The sequence below is a fragment of the Ralstonia sp. ASV6 genome, assembly GCF_016429285.1.
In the GTDB taxonomy this organism is placed as follows: Bacteria; Pseudomonadota; Gammaproteobacteria; order Burkholderiales; family Burkholderiaceae; genus Ralstonia; species Ralstonia flaminis.
Genome location: NZ_JAELUI010000011.1, coordinates 1 through 20,050 on the forward strand (window position 1 = coordinate 1; position 20,050 = coordinate 20,050).

At 63.2% G+C, this 20,050-nt stretch carries 19 protein-coding genes; 12 read left to right on the forward strand and 7 right to left on the reverse strand.

Annotation, left to right across the window (positions count from 1 at the left end; translation table 11 throughout):
• A partial coding sequence (locus JHD73_RS03265; protein WP_199027717.1) for a helicase HerA-like domain-containing protein occupies window positions 1-339 on the reverse strand: 339 nt, incomplete at its 3' end.
• A 182-nt stretch (window positions 340-521) separates the two neighbouring features.
• On the opposite strand from JHD73_RS03265, the gene JHD73_RS03270 reads away from it, so the two are divergent.
• The 8 genes from JHD73_RS03270 to rng all read left to right on the forward strand — a co-directional run bounded on the left by JHD73_RS03270 (window position 522) and on the right by rng (window position 7,794).
• The gene (locus JHD73_RS03270) at window positions 522-1,247 is read left to right on the forward strand and encodes a YebC/PmpR family DNA-binding transcriptional regulator (RefSeq protein WP_199027719.1); all 726 of its coding nucleotides are present in this window, start codon (window positions 522-524) and stop codon (window positions 1,245-1,247) included.
• 94 nt (window positions 1,248-1,341) lie between these two features.
• On the forward strand, window positions 1,342-2,610 hold the full coding sequence (gene purD, locus JHD73_RS03275; RefSeq protein ID WP_199027721.1) for a phosphoribosylamine--glycine ligase: 1,269 nt from the start codon (window positions 1,342-1,344) through the stop codon (window positions 2,608-2,610).
• A 145-nt stretch (window positions 2,611-2,755) separates the two neighbouring features.
• Window positions 2,756-3,664: an oxygen-dependent coproporphyrinogen oxidase gene (gene hemF / locus JHD73_RS03280; RefSeq protein ID WP_199027795.1), complete on the forward strand. Its 909-nt coding sequence runs from the start codon at window positions 2,756-2,758 to the stop codon at window positions 3,662-3,664.
• Window positions 3,661-4,371 carry a nicotinate-nucleotide adenylyltransferase gene (locus JHD73_RS03285; RefSeq protein ID WP_199027723.1) on the forward strand — a complete coding sequence of 237 codons (711 nt, stop codon included), beginning with the start codon at window positions 3,661-3,663 and terminating at the stop codon, window positions 4,369-4,371. The genes hemF and JHD73_RS03285 overlap by 4 nt, the downstream gene beginning before the upstream one ends.
• A gap of 70 nt (window positions 4,372-4,441) precedes the next feature.
• Window positions 4,442-5,080, forward strand: coding sequence for a ribosome silencing factor (gene rsfS / locus JHD73_RS03290; protein ID WP_199027725.1), 639 nt, complete (start codon window positions 4,442-4,444; stop codon window positions 5,078-5,080).
• Between the two features lie 20 nt (window positions 5,081-5,100).
• On the forward strand, window positions 5,101-5,571 hold the full coding sequence (gene rlmH / locus JHD73_RS03295; RefSeq protein ID WP_027680941.1) for a 23S rRNA (pseudouridine(1915)-N(3))-methyltransferase RlmH: 471 nt from the start codon (window positions 5,101-5,103) through the stop codon (window positions 5,569-5,571).
• The gene (locus JHD73_RS03300) at window positions 5,568-6,191 is read left to right on the forward strand and encodes a nucleoside triphosphate pyrophosphatase (protein WP_199027727.1); all 624 of its coding nucleotides are present in this window, start codon (window positions 5,568-5,570) and stop codon (window positions 6,189-6,191) included. The genes rlmH and JHD73_RS03300 overlap by 4 nt, the downstream gene beginning before the upstream one ends.
• Window positions 6,192-6,324: 133 nt before the next feature.
• The gene (gene rng / locus JHD73_RS03305; protein WP_199027797.1) at window positions 6,325-7,794 is read left to right on the forward strand and encodes a ribonuclease G; all 1,470 of its coding nucleotides are present in this window, start codon (window positions 6,325-6,327) and stop codon (window positions 7,792-7,794) included.
• A gap of 24 nt (window positions 7,795-7,818) precedes the next feature.
• On the opposite strand, the gene JHD73_RS03310 is transcribed toward rng, so the two are convergent.
• From JHD73_RS03310 to mdlC, 4 genes are all read right to left on the reverse strand, one after another.
• Window positions 7,819-9,210, reverse strand: a complete 1,392-nt coding sequence (locus JHD73_RS03310; RefSeq protein ID WP_199027729.1) for an MFS transporter — start codon at window positions 9,208-9,210, stop codon at window positions 7,819-7,821.
• A gap of 164 nt (window positions 9,211-9,374) precedes the next feature.
• Window positions 9,375-10,310 carry a ketopantoate reductase family protein gene (locus tag JHD73_RS03315; protein WP_199027730.1) on the reverse strand — a complete coding sequence of 312 codons (936 nt, stop codon included), beginning with the start codon at window positions 10,308-10,310 and terminating at the stop codon, window positions 9,375-9,377.
• A gap of 7 nt (window positions 10,311-10,317) precedes the next feature.
• Window positions 10,318-11,802, reverse strand: a complete 1,485-nt coding sequence (locus JHD73_RS03320) for an aldehyde dehydrogenase (RefSeq protein ID WP_199027732.1) — start codon at window positions 11,800-11,802, stop codon at window positions 10,318-10,320.
• Complete coding sequence (gene mdlC / locus JHD73_RS03325) at window positions 11,802-13,391, reverse strand: benzoylformate decarboxylase (protein ID WP_199027734.1); 1,590 nt, start codon at window positions 13,389-13,391, stop codon at window positions 11,802-11,804. The genes JHD73_RS03320 and mdlC overlap by 1 nt, the downstream gene beginning before the upstream one ends.
• A gap of 101 nt (window positions 13,392-13,492) precedes the next feature.
• On the opposite strand from mdlC, the gene JHD73_RS03330 reads away from it, so the two are divergent.
• Window positions 13,493-14,392, forward strand: a complete 900-nt coding sequence (locus JHD73_RS03330; protein WP_199027736.1) for a LysR family transcriptional regulator — start codon at window positions 13,493-13,495, stop codon at window positions 14,390-14,392.
• A gap of 6 nt (window positions 14,393-14,398) precedes the next feature.
• On the opposite strand, the gene JHD73_RS03335 is transcribed toward JHD73_RS03330, so the two are convergent.
• On the reverse strand, window positions 14,399-14,995 hold the full coding sequence (locus tag JHD73_RS03335; protein ID WP_199027738.1) for a peroxidase-related enzyme: 597 nt from the start codon (window positions 14,993-14,995) through the stop codon (window positions 14,399-14,401).
• A gap of 52 nt (window positions 14,996-15,047) precedes the next feature.
• Window positions 15,048-16,826, reverse strand: coding sequence for a lipid A export permease/ATP-binding protein MsbA (msbA, locus tag JHD73_RS03340; protein WP_199027740.1), 1,779 nt, complete (start codon window positions 16,824-16,826; stop codon window positions 15,048-15,050).
• A gap of 156 nt (window positions 16,827-16,982) precedes the next feature.
• Between msbA and JHD73_RS03345 the strand changes: the two genes are divergently transcribed.
• From JHD73_RS03345 to JHD73_RS03355, 3 genes are read left to right on the forward strand one after another with little or no spacing between them, the layout of a single operon-like run.
• On the forward strand, window positions 16,983-18,386 hold the full coding sequence (locus tag JHD73_RS03345; protein WP_368735491.1) for an O-antigen ligase family protein: 1,404 nt from the start codon (window positions 16,983-16,985) through the stop codon (window positions 18,384-18,386).
• A 42-nt stretch (window positions 18,387-18,428) separates the two neighbouring features.
• Entirely contained in the window at window positions 18,429-19,205 is a 777-nt protein-coding gene (locus JHD73_RS03350; RefSeq protein WP_199027742.1) for a glycosyltransferase family 2 protein, read from the forward strand.
• Window positions 19,195-20,034 (forward strand): glycosyltransferase family 2 protein, encoded by an 840-nt coding sequence (locus tag JHD73_RS03355; protein WP_199027744.1) that lies wholly within the window; start codon window positions 19,195-19,197, stop codon window positions 20,032-20,034. The genes JHD73_RS03350 and JHD73_RS03355 overlap by 11 nt, the downstream gene beginning before the upstream one ends.
• Window positions 20,035-20,050 lie beyond the last annotated feature (16 nt).

Below are 20,050 nucleotides of genomic sequence, written 5' to 3' on the forward strand. Positions count from 1 at the left end.
TGACACGGTGGCGCGCACCGGGTGGCCCTTTTCGCCATAGACATCCCACAGCGTGACGGGGCAGCCGGCCCATTGCGGTTCTTCCAGGCCGCGCTCCTGCAGGCGGGCCTTGAGCTTGTCGTTAGACTGGCCGGGCTGCGAGATGCCGGTAAGGTCACCTTTGACGTCCGCCAGAAAGACCGGCACGCCGATCTTCGACAGGCCCTGCGCGATCGTCTGCAGCGTGACGGTCTTGCCGGTGCCGGTGGCACCGGTGATCAGGCCATGCCGGTTGGCGAGCTGAGGCAGCAGCACCAGCTCGGTCTTGGCGTTCTTGGCAATCAGGATGGGATCGGTCATGGCGTTTGGGCGAGGATCATTCGGGGGATAGCACACTCAGAAGTCGACCGGATGGACAGGGCGATGGACGTGTGCAGCATGCTAAAATCTGCGACCGATTATAGAGCGTGCAGGTGGCGTCAGACCGCCATCTGGGCGCCACGCATCGCACGATTTTCCACCGTATCCGCTCGGAGAGTTTCATGGCCGGTCATTCCAAATGGGCCAATATCAAGCATAAGAAAGCCGCTGCCGACGCCAAGCGCGGCAAGATTTGGACGCGCCTGATCAAGGAAATCACCGTGGCGGCCCGCCTGGGCGGCGGTGATGCGGATTCGAACCCCCGCCTGCGCCTGGCCATGGACAAGGCCACCGACGCCAACATGCCCAAGGACAACATCCAGCGCGCCATCCAGCGCGGCGTGGGTGGCCTGGAAGGCGCGAACTACGAAGAAATCCGCTACGAAGGCTATGGCATCAACGGCGCCGCCATCATCGTTGACTGCCTGACCGACAACCGCACGCGCACCGTGGCCGAAGTCCGCCACGGGTTCGACAAGTACGGCGGCAACATGGGCACATCGGGCTCGGTGGCGTTCCTGTTCGACCACATCGGCCAGTTCATCTTTGCCCCGGGCACGCCTGAGGACAAGCTGATGGACGCCGCGCTCGAAGCCGGTGCCGACGACGTCGTCACCCATGAAGACGGTGCGCTCGAAGTCATCTGCCCGCCGCACGATTTCTCCAAAGTCAAGACCGCGCTGGAAGCCGCCGGCTTCAAGGCCGAACTGGCCGAAGTCATCATGAAGCCGCAGACCGAAGTCGTGTTCACCGGCGAGGATGCGGTCAAGATGCAGAAGCTGCTCGACGTCCTGGAAAACCTGGACGACGTGCAGGAAGTCTTCACCAACGCGGTCATTGGGGAGTAAGCCCCGGGGCGCGCATAACGGCGATCGACCTCACGATCGCCGTTTTTATTTTCCAGATTTCGAATCGGATTTTGAATTTCTAGGCAGGTACAGCATGAAAGTGATGGTGGTCGGTTCGGGCGGTCGAGAGCACGCCCTGGCATGGAAGCTGGCACGCTCGCCCAAGGTGCAGGTGGTCTACGTGGCGCCGGGCAATGGCGGCACGGCGCTCGACAAGCGCCTGCAGAACCTGCCGATCACGGATCCGGAAGTACTGGCCGCCTTTGCCGAGCGCGAAGGCATCCACTTCACGGTGGTGGGCCCGGAAGCACCGCTGGCTGCAGGCATCGTCGACCTGTTCCGCGCCAAGGGCCTGCGCATCTTCGGGCCGACCAAGGCTGCGGCGCAGCTCGAATCGTCAAAGGATTTCGCCAAGGCGTTCATGCATCGCCACGGCATTCCGACCGCTAAGTACCAGACCTTCAGCGACGCGGCACAGGCACATGCCTACATTGACCAGGAAGGCGCCCCGATCGTCATCAAGGCCGATGGCCTGGCCGCTGGTAAGGGCGTGGTCGTGGCGATGACGGCCGAGGAAGCACACAGCGCCGTCGATATGATGCTGGCCGACAACCGCCTGGGCGACGCCGGTGCGCGCGTCGTCATTGAAGAATTCCTGGCCGGCGAAGAAGCCAGCTTCATCGTCGTGTGCGATGGCAAGAACGTCGTGGCGCTGGCCACCAGCCAAGACCACAAGCGCCTGCTCGACGGCGACGCCGGCCCCAACACGGGCGGCATGGGCGCGTACTCGCCCGCGCCGGTGGTCACGCCCACGCTGCACGCCCGCGCGCTGCGCGAGATCATCATGCCGACCATCCGCGGCATGGAGAAGGACGGCATCCCGTACACCGGCTTCCTGTACGCCGGCCTGATGATCGACGCCGACGGCAACCTCAAAACGCTCGAATTCAACTGCCGCATGGGCGACCCGGAAACGCAGCCCATCATGGCGCGCATGAAGACCGACCTGTACGACGTGCTCGACCGCGCGATCGACGGCAAGCTCGACGGCATGGAACTGGACTGGGACCGCCGCACCGCGCTGGGCGTGGTGATGGCAGCCCACAACTATCCGGACACCCCACGCAAGGGTGACGTCATCACCGGCATCCCGAAGGAGACGGAAGACAGCGTCACCTTCCACGCCGGCACGACGCTAAAAGATGGCGTGCTGACCACCAGCGGCGGCCGTGTGCTGTGCGTGGTCGGCCTGGCCGATACCGTCAAGGCCGCTCAGCGCGCCGCGTACAACGCGATCGAACAGATCCAGTTTGACGGCGCCCAGTACCGCAAGGACATTGGCCACCGCGCCATCCGCCATTGAGCGATTCCCCGCCGCGCTGATGCCCCAGAGGGCCAAGCGCGGCATCCGTCACCCAGGGTGATCCCCACCAAGCCCCTGGCGGCCTGCCCGCTACAATGGTGACAACCGCATGAATCGGCCGCACACGCGGCCCCGCCCGAATCTGATGGATACCCAAGCCGTCCGCGCCTACCTGCTGGACCTGCAGGACCGCATCACCACCGCCGTCGGCGCGCTCGACGGTGGCACCTTTGCCACCGATGCGTGGGAAAAGCCGCCCACCGAACGCCTGCGCGGCAGTGGCCGCACCCGCATCCTGGAAGGTGGCGCGCTGCTGGAGCGCGGCGGCGTCGGCTTCTCGCACGTGATGGGCGACACTCTGCCCCCGTCGGCCACCGCCAACCGGCCAGAACTGGCCGGACGCGGCTTCGAGGCGATGGGCGTGTCGCTGGTCTTCCACCCGCGCAACCCTTACGTGCCGACGGTGCACATGAACGTGCGCTGCTTCGTCGCCAAGCGGCCCGATGCCGACCCCGTCTGGTGGTTCGGTGGCGGCATGGACCTGACGCCCTATTACGGCTTCGCTGAAGACGCCTCGCACTTCCACCGCACCTGCCAGGGCGCCCTGGCCCCCTACGGCGACGAGCTGTACCCGCGCTTCAAGCAGTGGTGCGACGACTACTTCTACCTGAAGCACCGCAAGGAAGCGCGAGGCATCGGCGGCATCTTCTTCGACGATTTTGCCGAACTCGGCTTCGAGCGCAGCTTCGAGATGATGCGCTCCGTGGGCGATGCATTCCTGCCCGCCTGGCAGCCCATCGCCGAGCAACGCCACGCCACCCCCTACGGTGAGCGCGAGCGCGCCTTCCAGGCCTACCGCCGTGGCCGCTATGTCGAATTCAATCTCGTGTTTGACCGTGGCACGCTGTTCGGCCTGCAAAGCGGCGGCCGCGCGGAATCGATCCTGATGTCGATGCCGCCCGTGGCCAACTGGCGCTACGACTGGCAGCCCGAACCAGGGTCGCCGGAAGCCGCGCTGTACACCGATTTCCTGCCGGCGCGCGACTGGGTATGACGCTTCCCTCGTTCGTTCGCCCCGATCTCGGTCGCCCCTACCGCCTCGGCTTGCTGGGCGGCACCTTTGATCCGCCGCACGTCGGCCATATCGCCCTGGCCGAGTTGTGCATTGCTCGGCTCGACCTTGATGAGTTGCTGTGGATCCCGACCGGCGTGTCGTGGCAGAAAGCCGCCGATATCACGCCCGCGCCGCTGCGTTTTGCCATGACCGAACTGGCCGCGAAAGCCGTACGCTCAGGCCGCGCTCGAGTGCACGTGAGCTCGATGGAAGTCGACCGCCACGGCCCAAGCTACACCATCGACACCGTGCGCGAACTGCGCGGCGTCTACGGCCCGGATACCTCCATGGCCTGGCTGATGGGCGCCGATCAGCTCGTCGGCCTCGACACCTGGCACGGCTGGCAAGACCTGTTCGAATATGTGCACCTGTGTGTCGCCACGCGCCCCGGTTTCGACCTGAACGCCCTGCATGTGCCTGTGCAGCATGAGCTCGATGTGCGCCGAGGTGATACAGCATTGATACAATGCGCACCCGCCGGCCATATGTGGATCGACCAGACCCTGTCCGTCGACCTGTCGTCCACCCGCCTGCGCCAGCAGCTTGCCACTGGCGAGCGCTGCGACGCCGACCTGCCCGCCGGGGTGGCCGACCTGATCCAATCGCATTCGCTGTACCGCCGTGCCGATGGCACGGTCAGTGTTTGACCGCGTGTTTGATCCCATTCACGCGCTTTTTTGACCTTTTTCTCGCCCCTAAACGTTCTTCTCACTCAGTATGGATATTCGCAAACTACAACGCGTGATCGTCGACGCGCTCGAAGACGTCAAGGCGCAAGACATCAAGGTCTTCAATACGACGCACCTGACCGAACTCTTCGACCGCACGGTCATCGCCAGCGGTACGTCCAACCGTCAGACCAAGGCACTGGCTGCATCCGTGCGTGACGCCGTCAAGGAAGCCGGCGGCCACATCATCGCCGTGGAAGGCGAAGACGTGGGCGAATGGGTGCTGGTCGACTGTGGCGACGCCGTGGTCCACATCATGCAGCCGCAACTGCGCCAGTACTACAACCTGGAAGAGATCTGGGGCGACAAGCCGGTGCGTATCCAGCTTGGCGGCAACAGTGGACGCGGCCTGCCCAAGGCCAGCGAAGGTTACGACGACGAGGAAGACGAGGCCGAAGAGGTCACGCCAGCCAAGCGCCGTACCACCAAGCCCGCGCTGGCCGGTGAGCGCCCGACCAAGGCTGCGGCCCCGAAAAAGCCTGCAACCAAGACCGCAGCGAAGAAGACCACCACCAGCCGCCCGGCCACCAAGCGCGCGACCGGCACAGGCGGCACGGCCAAGCCTGCCACGAAGACCGCAGCCAAGACGGCTGCCAAGCGCGCTCCGGCCAAGAAGCGGGCAGCGTAATTCGCGCAGGCAGCCTCGCCATGCAGTTGTTGATCGTCGCCGTTGGGCACAAGATGCCGTCCTGGATTGAGGATGGCTTCTCTGAATATGCCAAGCGCATGCCGCCCGAACTGCGCATCGAACTGCGCGAGATCAAGCCCGAGCAGCGCTCGGGCAGCCGCACCGCCGCTACCGTCATGCAGCTCGAAGCCGCGCGCATCGAAGCCGCGCTGCCCAAGGGCTGCCGCATGATCGCGCTGGATGAGCGGGGCAAGGACCTCACCACCGTGGCCCTGGCCGAATCCCTCACCGGCTGGCAACAGGAAGGTGGGGACATCGCTTTCGTAATCGGTGGAGCGGATGGGCTCGACCCGGCGCTCAAAGCCAAAGCGCGCACGCTGATTCGCCTGTCGAGCCTGACGCTGCCGCACGGCATGGTGCGCGTGCTGCTGGCCGAGCAGCTCTATCGCGCGTGGAGCATCACGCAAAACCACCCGTATCACCGCGTATGACCATCGACGCCCCGGGCGCGCCACACCTCTACCTCGCTTCGCAAAGCCCGCGCCGACAGGAGCTGCTGCGCCAGATCGGCGCGCGCTTCGAGCTGCTGCTGGCCAGCGACGAGGAAGATGCCGAAGCGCTGGAGGCCGTGCTCCCCGGTGAGACGCCCGACGACTACGTCCAGCGCGTCTGCACGTTGAAGGCGCAAGCTGCAGTGCGCCGCCGGATCGCACGCAACCTCCCCGCGCTACCGATCCTCACCTCCGATACCACGGTGTGCCTGGATGGCGAAATTCTTGGCAAACCGTCCGACGCCGCTGACGCCCACCGCATGCTACGCGGCATGTCCGGTCGCGAGCACCGCGTGCTAACCGCCGTGACGGTCGTTACCGCCAGTGGTACGCCAATGCATGCGCTGTCCGTTTCCGACGTGCGCTTTGCTGTACTGACAGACACCGACATTGCCCGCTACATCGCCAGCGGCGAGCCCTTCGGCAAGGCCGGCGCGTACGGCATCCAAGGCCGTGCGGCCGCCTTCGTCGCCCATATTTCGGGAAGCTATTCGGGTATCATGGGCCTACCCTTGTTCGAGACCGCCGCACTGCTCGCCCAAGCGGGCATCACGCTGTAACCCGCACCCTGATCGGCGTTCTCGCACGCTGGCCAGATGTGCGAGGGCTGGTTCCAGAACGCGCTTGCTTCATGCTCCGTCGTACATTGCAGCGCAGCAGGCGCGTCCTGAAACCCGCTCTCTTATCTGGCACATGTCCGAAGACATCCTCGTCAATATCACGCCGCAAGAAACGCGCGTGGCCATCGTCCAGCAAGCCGCCGTTCAGGAACTCCATATCGAGCGCACGCTCACACGCGGCCTGGTTGGCAACATCTATCTCGGCAAGGTCGTGCGCGTGCTGCCGGGCATGCAGTCCGCCTTCATCGATATCGGCCTGGAACGCGCGGCGTTCCTGCACGTGGCCGACATCTGGCACCCGCGCGACGCCAAGGACGTGCCGCCCACTCCGCAGGTCGCCATCGAGAAGACGCTCTTTGAAGGCCAGGCCCTGATGGTGCAGGTCATCAAGGATCCGATCGGCACCAAGGGCGCGCGCCTGTCCACGCAAGTCAGCATTGCCGGCCGCACGCTGGTGTATCTGCCGCAAGACCCGCACATCGGCATCTCACAAAAGATCGGCAATGAAGCCGAACGCGAAGCACTGCGCGCGCGCGTGACCGCTATGGTGCCGACGGATGAGCGTGGTGGTTTCATCGTGCGCACCATCGCCGAAGAAGCGACCGACGAAGAACTCGCCAACGACGTTGCCTACCTGCGCAAGATCTGGGCGACCATCCGCCATAGCGCCACGACCCTGCCCGCGCCGTCGATCCTGTATCAAGATCTGAACCTCGCCCAGCGTGTGCTGCGCGATTTCGTGACGGACGAGACACGCAGCATCCAGATCGATTCGCGCGAGAACCATCAGAAGCTGGTCGAGTTTGCGCAGGAATACACGCCGGCTGTGGTCGAGCGCTTGACGCACTACACCGGCGAGCGACCGATCTTCGACCTGTACAACATCGAGGCAGAAGTCGAACGCGCGCTGTCGCGCCGGGTCGATCTGAAATCGGGTGGCTACCTGATGATCGACCAGACTGAGGCGATGACGACGATCGACGTCAACACCGGCGGTTACGTGGGTGCGCGCAACTTTGACGACACGATCTTCAAGACCAACCTGGAAGCCGCACACACCATCGCGCGGCAACTGCGACTGCGCAACCTGGGCGGCATCATCATCATTGACTTCATCGACATGGAGTCCGCCGAGCATCGCGATGCGGTGCTGACGGAACTGCGCAAGGCGCTCGCACGCGACCGCACGCGCATCACGGTCAACAGCTTCTCGCAGTTGGGGCTGGTGGAGATGACGCGCAAACGTACGCGAGAATCGCTCGCGCACGTGCTGTGCGAGCAGTGCCCGGTCTGCCAGGGCAAGGGCCAGGTCAAGACGCCGCGTACGGTCTGCTACGACATCCTGCGCGAGATCATGCGCGAGTCTCGGCAATTCAATCCGCGCGAGTTCCGTATCCTCGCCTCGCAATCGGTGATCGATCTGTTCCTGGAAGAAGAGAGCCAGCATCTCGCAATGCTGGGCGACTTTATCGGCAAGCCGATTTCGTTACAGGTGGAATCGGCGGCGGCCAGCCAGGAGCAGTACGACATCATCCTGATGTAACACTGCTCCAAGCGTGCACGGCCGCTACGGTTTGACCGGGCTGCTGTGCGGCACCGGCGCGGCGGCCACCTCATTGGCGGCGCGTGCAGTCAACCTCGGAATCTGCTCCCGCATCACAAGCAGCGCGCCCAACACCACCAGCATGGCAATCCCCAGCATTGCCAGATACGCACTCGAACCACCCGCAGTGATGACCATGGCGCCGGCAAACGCGCTCAAGATCGCGCCCAAGCGCCCGAATGCGACGGCGGATGCAGTACCCGTGGCGCGCACCGCCGTCGGATAGACAAACGCACACAGCGCATACATTGTCGACTGCACCGCGTTGACGAACAGCCCGTGCAAGCCCAGCCCGATGAGCAGCAACTGCGTGCTCTGGCGGGCATCCACACCTTGCATAGCAAACGCACTCAGCGCTGCGCCGATACAGCAGAGCGCCATCGGCCAGCGCGAACCCCAGCGCGCAATTGCTATGGCGCATACCAGCGCGCCGATCACGCCACCCAGGTTGTAGGCCGTCAACCCCTGACCCGCCACCGCGACACTCAACCCCTCCGAGGCCAGCATGGTCGGCAGCCAACTGAATGCTGCGTACACCGCCAGCAGGCACATAAAAAACGCCGCCCACAGCGCCACCGTGTCGTGCGCTTGGCCCGGCGCAAAGAGCGAACGGAATCCAGCGTGCTGGATGACCTTCTGGCCGGCCAGATCGGTAAAGGTGGAGTCAGCCGGCGTAGGGCGCTCCATGCGCGTCAGCAACCGTGCCAATTGTGGCCAGTGTGATTGGCGGCGCGCCAGGAACCGAGGCGACTCCGGCAGCGCCGCGACCAACACGAAGCCAAGCACCAGCGGCAGCGCGCCGCCAATCCAGAACAGCCCGCGCCATCCGTAAATCGGCAGCACGTGGCCGGCAAACATCCCCGCCAGCATGCCTCCCAGGGGTACGCACACGATGGTAGCGGTCACAGCCAGCGTGCGGCGCCGCGCCGGTGTGAACTCGGCCGTCATCGTGGTTGAGCTTGGCAGTGCTCCACCAATACCCAGGCCCGCGATAAAGCGTAACGCGGCGATCGTCGCCACATTGGGTGCAAAACCGATCATGCAGGTGGCCGCACCAAACACGAACACGCTGCCAATGAGCGCCCAGCGCCGCCCAAACTGATCAGCGAACAAGCCAGCCAGCGCGCTACCGATGCCCATGCCGATCAAACCAGCCGCCACCGCCGGCGCGAATGCGTTGCGCGTAATGCCCCATTCCTTGATGAGCACAGGAATGGCGAAGCCGATCAACTGGCCATCAAAACCGTCCATGACGATGGCGAACGCGGCAAGCAACACCGCCGCCTTTTGGGCAAACGAGAACGGCCCGTCATCCAGGACGCGGCCGATGTCGATGGGAGCACGATCCTGGCTCATACCGGCCTCCGCTGAGAGGCAGAACGGCCGGATGGCAAACCAGGCGCACTAAACACACCTGCCAGTCTGAAGCAGCACAGCATGGGGTTGTCTCCATTGGGCTGGCGTCTACGCGCCACTTATTTAACATGTTAACAATATAGACGGACTAGCTTCCTGTTCAACTAGGGTGTTTGCGGACGTGTGGATTGCGCCTGCACCAGGCGCACCAACTGCATCAGTGTCTCGGTATGCGGCACACGCACACCATGCCGACGTGCCGCTACGACCACGGCACCGTTGATCGACTCGATCTCGGTCGGACGCCCGGCCAGCACATCCTGCAGCATCGACGGCTTGTGCCCGCGATGCGCGACGATGGCGTGGCGCACGTTCTCGCTCACTTTGATTGCGTCGACGTTGACACCGCTCGCCCTTGCCACCGCAAGCACTTCTTCGACAATGGTCAGCGCGAGTGCCGGCCCATCCTCCACCGCGCCCAGCGCGTCGACGGGGCGGTTCAACACCGTACACAGTGGATTGAGCGCGGCATTGAAGGCGACCTTTTCCCACACGGCGCCCCATACGTTGGCATCGGCTTGGCTGCGTAGACCCGCGTCGGACAAGACACATACGACGCGCTCCAGCATCGGCCGATCAACACCATCGGCCGTCATCATGCGGATCACGCCAGCGCCATGCGAGCGCACGTGACCGGGCCCCGCCAGATCCGCAGGCCATGTCGTTACACCAACGAGGATGCGTTCCTGCGGCACCACCGAAGCCAGCGCCTCTACATTGCCCAGGCCGTTCTGTAACGTCAGCACATACGTGGACGGCCCGATCAGCTGACGCACGCTCGCCAGCGCAGCGCGCGTGTGCATCGACTTCGTGAAGACGATGAGCAGATCCGGCACCTGGGTTGCCTGGCTCGGGCGCAACGCCTGCAGGTTGCGCACGTGGCGGTCACCGGTATCGGTTTCCAGCCGCAAGCCGTGGGCGGCAATCACAGCAAGGTGTGCATCGTTGATGTCGAGCAGCGTGACCTGCTCGCCCGTTTCCGCCAGCAACCCACCGAACAGCGAGCCCATGGCGCCCGCACCAAGAATGGCGATCTTCATACGCATCTCAGAACGGATAGTGGCGCGGCGTGGTCTGCACCGTCATCCAGCGCAGCTCGGTAAATTCGGCCACACCCGCGCGGCCGCCAAAGCGTCCAAAGCCGCTCGCCTTGACGCCGCCAAACGGCATCTGTGCTTCGTCATGCACGGTCGGGCCGTTGATATGGCAGATGCCCGATTCGATACGACGGGCCACGTTCATGGCGCGCGCCACGTCTCGGCTGAACACGGCAGACGACAGCCCATATGCGTTGTCATTGGCGCAGGCGATAGCAGCATCGTCGCCGCTCACACGCACGATGCCCTTGACCGGGCCGAAGGACTCTTCCGAATAGATCAGCATGTCCGCCGTGACGTGATCGAGCAGCGTGGCGGGCATCAACGTGCTGGTGGCCTTGCCGCCGCACAGCAGCTTCGCACCCTTGGCAAGCGCATCGTCGATCATGTGGTTGCAACGCTCGACCGTGCTCATATCGACCACCGAGCCGAGCACCGCTGGCCCCTTGCGCGGATCGCCCAGCGGCAGCGAAGCGGCCTTGGCGGCCAGCTTCGCAACGAATGAATCGGCGATGGCTTCATCGACGATGATGCGTTCGGTAGACATGCAGATCTGGCCCGAGTTGGCGAACGCGCCGAACGCCGCACCGTCCACCGCGGCGTCGATGTCCGCATCGGCCAACACCAGCAGCGGTGCCTTGCCGCCCAGCTCCAGCACGGCGGGCTTCAGATGCGTGGCACAGGTCTGCGCGATGATGCGCCCCACCCGCGTCGAGCCCGTGAAGTTGACGCGACGCACTGCGGGGTGAGCAATCATCGCCTCCACGATTGCACCGGCATCGGCCGGCGCGTTCGTCACAAAGTTGACGACGCCCTTGGGCAGCCCTGCTTCCTGCAGCGCTTCGATGATGAGTCCATGCGTGGCAGGCGATATCTCCGAGCCCTTGAGCACCACAGTGTTGCCGCACGCCAGCGGCAACGCAATCGCACGCGCCGCCAGGATGACCGGTGCGTTCCACGGTGCGATACCAAGCACGACGCCTGCAGGCTGACGCACGCCCATGGCGAGGCTGCCTGGTATGTCCGATGGGATGATCTCGCCGGCAATCTGCGTGACCATGGCGGCAGCCTCCAGCAAACCGCTGGCGGCCAGATGCACGTTGAAGCCCGCCCACAATGCTGAGGCGCCGGTCTCCGCTGCCATTGCAGCGGCGAAGGCTGCGCCCTTGGCTTCAAGTGCCTGGGCGGCACGCATCAGCAACGCACGGCGCTCGGTCGGTCCCATGGCGGCCCAGCCGGGGAACGCAGCCGCGGCGGCGTCGACGGCATTCTTCGCATCCTCCACCGTTGCTGCGGGTGCTCGCGTCGCGACAGAACCATCCAGCGGGTTGCGGCGCTCGAAGACTGCGCCATTGCTGGCTTGCACGCGCTCGCCGTTGATCAGCATCGAGATGGTTTGCGCACCCTCCAGCGGGGCGACAGTCGTATTCGTCATCAGGCAATCTCCACTTCAATCAAGGTTGGTCCGGTGGATTGCAGCGCGGCGCGCAGCATGGCCTCCAACGCGTGTGGGTCAGTCACGCGCTCGCCGGTGCAGCCCATGGCGCGAGCCAATCCGACGAAGTCGATGCCGTGCAGGTCAGTGCCTTGCACCGGGTCATTGGGTGCAAAGCCGAACACCGGCGCGAAATCCTGCAGGGCAGCATAGCGGCGGTTGTTCAGGATCACGAACGTCATGGGCAACTTGAGCAGCGATGCGCTCCACAGCGCCTGGATGGAGTACATGCTCGATCCATCGCCAATCAGGCCGATCACGCGCGTGCCCGGCTTGGCGAGTGCCACACCTACAGCGGCAGGCATGCCGTAGCCCAATCCCCCGCTATCCATGGTGTAGAAAGCGCCCGAGCGACGCATCGGCAGGTAGGCCTGCATCACCGAGCGCGCGCTGGGGGCCTCTTCAACGACGATGTCTGCGGGGCCTCGCAGCGCATCGAGCGTTTGCAAAACGAAGGCGGTGGACATGGGCGATGCCGGTTCGGCTCGCGGCGATTTGACGCGGACCACAGGCAGCGGCCGCGCGGGCGGCGCGGGCCTTGAGAGCAAGTCCTGCACGCCGAGACGGATGTTGCCGACGGCCGAGACGCCCTCGGGCGTCCACGATGCGGTGGCCGGATCATCGACCAACTGTACGAGCTTGGCTCCCACCGGCACGTGCGGCCCATGTCCTTCCACGTGATACGTGAACGCCGGTGCGCCAAGCGCAAACACCACGTCGTGCCCCTGCAGCAGGCCGACGATCTTCTCGCGCATCGCCGGCAGGAAACCGGCGAACAGGCGGTGGTCTTCCGGAAAGGCGCCACGCCCAGCCATTGGTGCGGTAAACACACGTGCGCTGTGCGCTTCGGCAAGCTGCACAACGGCATCCCAGGCACCCGCGCGATCCACAGCTGCACCTACAACAAACGCCGGCCGCTGCGCCGCATCCAGCGTGTCGCCAATGCGCGCGAGCGTGGCGGGATCGGGCCGCACCTCGTACGCCACGTCATGCGCAGCAACAGGCTCGGTCAGCTGATCCCAGTCATCGACAGGGATAGACACCAGCACAGGGCCACGCGGCTCCTGCATGGCGATGTGATATGCACGAGCCAGCGCCAGCGGCACGTCCTGCGCGCGCGCAGGCTCGATGCTCCATTTGACGTACGGCTTGGGCAGCTCGGTGGCCTGGTTGGAGGCAAGGAATGGATCGAACGGCAAGATGGACCGGGCCTGCTGCCCCGCCGTGATCACCAGCGGCGTGCGGTTCTTGAACGCCGTAAAGATGTTGCCCATCGCGTTGCCGACACCCGCCGCCGAGTGCAAATTGACTAGCGCGGCGTTGCCGGTTGCCTGCGCATAGCCGTCGGCCATGCCAACCACCACAGCCTCCTGCAGGCCGAGGATGTAGCGAAAGTCCTCCGGAAAATCCCGGAACATCGGCAGCTCGGTGGACCCCGGATTGCCGAACACGTGGGTCATGCCGAGCCGGCGAAGCAGTTCGATCGTGGCGTCGCGCACCGTGACGAGCGCGAGCGAAGTGCGGGTCATGCAGTGTCTCCTTGTGTTGCTCCGTGCATTGGCCGCCCAGTATGGGAGTCGTTCGACTTGCGCGATATTGAATTTTCCGCAGAAAGTCATTACCTTTTGGCATGCCTTTCGACCTGCGCCAATTGCGCGCCTTCACCACCATTGTCTCGGCCGGCAGCCTCGGGCGTGCGGCAGAGGTCTTGCACGTCACCCAGTCGGCGTTGAGCCGCATCATCAAGCGTCTGGAGGACGAAGTGGGCGCGCCGCTGTTCGAGCGGCACTCCAAGGGCATGCAACTCACCGTCATTGGGCAGGCGCTGCTGCCGCACGCCACACTCCTGCAGCACGAGGCCGACTACGCGCGCGAAGAGATCGACGCGATGCGCGGGCTTGCCAAGGGCACCATCCGCGTGGGTGCGGTCGGCAGCATTGCCAGCTACGTCCTGCCGCTGGCCGTCGGCACAGTGGTGGCCCGCTGGCCGAATCTGCGTGTGGAAATACTGGAAGGGGTGTGGGACCGGCTAGCCGAGGGACTGGTCAAGCACGAGATCGACCTTGCGCTGTCCATGGCGATGCCGGATACGGATGCGATCATCGCGATTGCCGACTGCCGTTGGGAAGACGCGAGTTTCGTGGTGGCATCGCCCGAGCACCCGTTGCGCAAGCGCCCCGCTCTGTCGCTTGCCGACACGATGTCAGCGCCATGGGCCATCCCGCCGCGCGGTACCGGCCCATACGAGCACATGCGGCAGGTGTTCGAGGCTGCAGGCCTTGAGCTACCCAATATCGTGGTGGAAACGCGCTCAGTCACGGCGCTCAAGAGCCTGGTGGCGCGCTCGGGCTTCCTGAGCTGGATGGCCGAGCCGATGATTGATGCCGAGCGCCGTGCGGGCGTGATTGAACCACTGCCGATTCCCGGGCTGGTGGCGCGCCGCACGCTTACCGCGTTCCGGCGCCGCCACGGCATCCTGCCCAGTCCGGCCATCAAGCTGCTTGAGGCATTGCGCGAACTGACGGCGTAGCGCTGTCTACTTCTTCTCGCGTGGCAGACGCCCCATCAGGAAGAACTCATCGTTCGGCCGCATCGAGATCACGTTCGCCATACGGTTCGACAAGCCGAAGAAGGCCGTGATGCCAGCGATGTCCCAGATGTCTTCATCGTCGAAGCCATGCACGCGCAACGCGTCGTAGTCGGCCTCGTTGACGGTGTGTGAAGCCGTGCAAACCTTCATCGCAAAGTCGAGCATGGCCCGTTGGCGCGGCGTGATATCTGCCTTGCGATGGTTGACCGCAACCTGATCGGCCACCAGCGGATTCTTCTCGTAAATACGCAGGATGGCGCCGTGCGCAACCACGCAATACAGGCACTGGTTGGCGCCCGACGTAGCCACCACAATCATCTCGCGCTCGCCCTTGGTCAGGCTGCTGCCCTCGCGCAGCATCAACGCATCGTGGTAGGCAAAGAAGGCGCGGCACTCATCGGGCCGGTGCGACAGCGCGAGGAATACGTTCGGCACAAAGCCGGTCTTCTCCTGCACCTCGAGGATGCGCGCGCGAATGTCTTCGGGAATGTCAGCCAGCTCAGGAACGGGGAACCGACTGATGGGCGGCGTGGTGGTCGTCATGATGTCTCCTTTGGTGTGAGCATCACGAGCACGCCGCCCGGAAGTGAACTGCTTACTGAGTGGCGAACTGGATGCGATGCAGTCCAGCATACAACCCATCGCGGTCGATGAGTTCGCGGTGCGTGCCGGCCTCGGCAATCTTGCCGTGTTCGAGCACGACGATACGGTCGGCGTTTTCGATGGTCGACAGGCGGTGCGCGATCACCAGCGTCGTGCGGCCTTCCATCAGACGTTCGAGCGCAGCCTGCACCTGGCGTTCGGATTCCGAGTCAAGCGCGGACGTTGCCTCGTCCAGGATCAGAATCGGCGCGTCCTTGTAGATGGCACGGGCAATCGCCAAGCGCTGGCGCTGGCCACCAGAGAGCTTCGAACCGTTGTCGCCGATGTTGGTGTCAATGCCTTCCGGCAGGTTATCCACCATATCCGTCAAGTACGCGGCTTCCAGTGCACGGCGTACACGCGCCATGTCGATCTCGGATGCGTCCCGCGCGCCGTACGCCACGTTGGCGGCAATGGTGTCGTTGAACAGCACCACGTCCTGGCTCACGAAGGCAATCTGGCGGCGCAGATCCTGCAGCGACAAGTCGGCCAGCGCATCGCCATCGAGCGAGATGGTGCCCGAGGTCGGATCGAAGAAGCGCGGCATCAGGTTCACCAGCGTGGTCTTGCCGCTGCCAGATGGCCCGACAAGGGCGACGATCTCACCCGGTTTCACATGCAGGTCGACATTGTCGAGCGCAGCCCTGCCATCCGCGCCGTAGCGGAAGGTTACGCGATCGAAACGGATATCACCGCGGGCGCGGTCAATGTGCTTGCCACCTTCCTGCGGTTCGATCTGCGTATCGATCAGGCCGAAGATGAACTCGGCGGCAGTCAGGCCGCGTTGCAGCGGCTGGTTCACATCCGTCAGGTGCTTGAGCGGCGAGATCAGCAGCAGCATCGCCATCACAAAACCGGTAAAGCCGCCGACCGTGGTCTGGTTGGCCTGCGCCTGCATCATGGCGATCGCCAGGATGATGGACAGCGCCAGCGCCGCCAGGAACTGCGTCACCGGTTGGTTCAGGCCACCGGCCACGGCTACGCGCATGGCGTAGCTGCGCAGGCGGTTGGTCATGGCGTTGAAGCGCAGCGTTTCGTAGGCCTCGCCGCCGTGCAGCTTGACGACCTTGTAGCCACCGACGGCCTCCTCCACCACGTAGGCAGCCTGGTTGGTCAGGTTCTGGCTTTCACGGTTGAGCGAGCGCAGGCGGCGATTAATGCGCGACATCAGCAGGCCGATGACCGGCAGGATCACCGCCACCACCAGTGTCAGGCGCCAGTTGGTATAGAAGAGGAAGACCAGCAGTGCGAGCACCGTCATCGAATCGCGCACCATCGTGATGAACACGCCGGTCAGCACCTGCAGCACCTGGTTGACCTCGAAGATCACGGCGTTGATGATCGACGCCGCCGTGTTCTGCTGGTAGTACGACGCCGGCGCCTGCAGCAGCCGCTCGAACATCTTCACACGCAGGTTCAACAGCACCTTGTTCGACACCAGGCTCAGCAGGTAGGTCGACGCAAACTGCGCCACCCCGCGCACCACGGCAATGCCGACCAGCATGGCCGGCACCTGCCACAGCTTGCCGGCGTATTCACCGCCAAAGCCTTGGTCCAGCAGGTCCTTCACGACCTTGGGGATGATCCCTTCCGTGGCCGCCACCACGCCCATGGCAACCATAGAGAGGATGAACGCGGTCATCTCGGGGCGCAGGTAGCCCCATAACCGTTTGAGGTGGTTATCCTTGTTCAGATTACGCGGCTGATCGCCTGCGGATGCATTGACTGCCATAAAGTTCGAGTGGTGCCCCTGGCATACATGCCGGGCAGGATGTGGTGATAACACAGCCGTACAAGTTGGCAGTGCACACTGTGGAGCGGCACGCCGTATCCCTAACGGTATACTCGCGGCTGTCGATTTCGGGCCAAACTGCGACTTGGACCGACAGTGGACGGTATTGCCCAAATGGCCGAGTATTGTACAACCGCGCCAGCGTCGTCACGGCGGGCATTTATCCATGCCCTCGCCCATATCACCTCTCGCTTCATGATCACTGCTCTCCCCGCTTTCGCACTGAACCGCTGGAACTTTGCGCGGCTGTGCGCCGTGTGCACCCTAGCCCTCATCCCGATTTCCACTGCTGCCGTCAACATCCTTGGACCGCTGGCCTTGGTTGTCATGCTGACCTGTCGTGAATTCTGGCAAGAAGCGCGCCGGTTGCAACATAACCGCACGGCGATAGCGGCAGTCGCGCTTTTCCTCCTGTTGGCGTTGAGCTTGCTGTGGGGTACCGCACCAAGCGGCGAGGCGCTCGCCACACTATCCAAATATCGTAAGCTGCTATTCATTCCGTTCTTGTTGATGCTCTTTCAAGATGGAGCTTGGCGCCGGCTGGCGATGCAAGCCTTGTTCGCATCGCTGACAGTGATATTGATCCTGTCTTGCACGAACTGGCTGGGCTGGACGCATGTGGGGCAGTCATATGGCCCCGATCCGGTACGTGCCAGTTGGGTATTCAAACATCACATTACCCAGGGCATCTTTACCGCATTGCTTGCGTATTTCGCGCTGATCGTCGCCACGGCACACTGGAACCGTGTTCTGAACGCGGAACGAACCCCAGTCGCCATGCGGGCCGCATGTGGCGGCGTCTTTGCGTTGGCAATGGTTAACCTGTTCTTGGTACAACAGGGTCGGACCGGGCAGGTTCTCATTGTGCCGCTCCTGATGCTTTGGGGGTGGCAAACCTTCCTGCGCGGCAGAGCACTGACAGCTAGCCGCATCATCACCGTCATCGGCATGGCCATTGTGGTCGGAGCCTCAGCAGTGGCTTACGTTGCCCATCACAAGCAATCGCGCATGTCCGAGGTCTCCTCTGAGATTCAGAACTACGAACGACATGGCGATGTCACATCGACGGGGCTACGCCTTGAGTTTTATCGACGCGCCTTGATTCTGATCAGCCAACGCCCCGTCGTCGGATATGGGGTGGGTAGCATCGAGCCCCAGTTCCGGAACATGACTGCCGGTCAAATTGGCGCCTATGGCATCGGATCAACGAATCCGCACAATGAATACTTGATGATGGGCGTCCAGGCAGGCGCTCTCGGCATACTTGCGCTCGTGTGGTTGATTGGCCAAGCCTGGCTTGGCAGCTTAAGGGCACCGGGTTTCGAGGGTGTCTTCTGCGCCGGCTATGTCGCTGCATTTACCATCGGCTGCGCCGCCAACTCGCTGCTCCTCGATTTTCCGGAGGGTCATATGTTCGTCTTCCTCGTCGGCATACTGCTAAGCGGTCTCTTTGCCAACCGACATACACCGCACAAGGCCGGGGTTGCTTCGCAGCCCTGACCAACAGGCCTCAAGCACCTGCAACCGTATCGATCACTGTTTATGCCAACAACAACTTCCGCTCGCGCCACACTCAGCGTCATCATCGTCGCCATGAATGAGGCAAACGACATTGGCGACTGCATTCGCTCGGTGCGAGACTGGGCCGATGACGTTGTCGTCTTTGATTCCGGTAGCACCGATGGGACACAAGCTATTTGCCGAGAGCTTGGCGTTCGTCTGTTTGAGACCGACTGGCCGGGCTATGGTGAGCAGTCCAATCGAGCCCTGCGCGCAACCCATACCGACTGGGTGCTCTCACTGGATGCGGACGAGCGCGTAAGCCCGGAATTGCGCGATGAAATGCTAAATGTGCTGCAGAACGGCAGCCCGCATACCGTCTTCTCCATGCCGCGCAGTTCGAGTTTTTGCGGCCGGTTCATGAAGCATTCTGGCTGGTGGCCTGACCGAATCCGGCGCTTTTTCAAGCGCGAACATGTCACGTTCTACGATGCACCAGTCCACTCTCACTTAGTGTTCAAGGGAAGCGTCGGCAACTTTAAGGCCCCGATCATCCATTACTCGATTCCGGACGTGTACACAGCACTGGCGAAGGCTAACCGGTACTCAACGGATGGAGCACGTGCGAGCTTCGCACAAGGCAAGCGAGGTTCACTGCGCAGCGCCATTGGGCACGGCATTTGGGCATTCATACGAACCTATTTCATACAACGCGGATTCTTAGACGGCACCGAAGGGTTCATACTGGCCGTATGCAATGCGGAGGGTACCTATTACCGCTATATCAAACTCATGATGCTTGAGCGCCATGGCCATTAATCACCCGAGCCATATAGCGATCATCATTGCAACCTACAATCGGCCAGATGCTTTGGAGCGCGTGCTGGCGGGCTGTCTCTCACAAACGGATTTGGCGTTTGAAATCATTGTTGCCGATGACGGCTCCCGCAACGACACACGGGAAACCATTGATCGCATCGCACGCTCAACATCGATATCCTTACGCCATGTGTGGCACCCCGACAATGGCTTTCGGTTGAGTGAAATCCGTAATCGGGGGGTGCTTGCTGCATCGGAAGCCGATTACGTTGTTTTCCTGGATGGCGACTGCGTGCCACGCAACGATTTCGTAGCACGGCACCGTGCCCTGGCGCAACGAGGGTTCTGGCTGTCAGGCAGCCGCATCCTGATCGATGAAACGCTGACTCGGGACTTGGTCACACGAAATGTGGATCTCCACTCGGCGAGCAAGAGGTTCTGGTTCCGGGCTTGGCGCGCGGGACATATCAACAAATTTCTACCGTTGTTGATCCCCGGCCTCCCCGCTCCGCGCGCCTTTCGCAGCGCAAGCTTGCGGGGCATCAAGGGCTGCAACCTCGGCGTGTGGCGCGACGATTTTGAACACGTCAATGGCTTTGACCAGAGCTTTGTCGGCTGGGGCCACGAAGATGCCGACTTGGCCGTGCGGCTCTATAACGCCGGGGTGCGTCGCAAGCGCGGATTCTGTGCCACCGAGGTCTTCCATCTGTGGCACCGCGAACAATCACGCGCACAGGAAAGCCCGAACTATCAGCGTATGCTGGCACGACGCAATACCGACATCACTCGGGCGGAGATTGGGCTGGCAGAACTGCGGGCGGCTGGCTGACCGACAGCACAGGAGC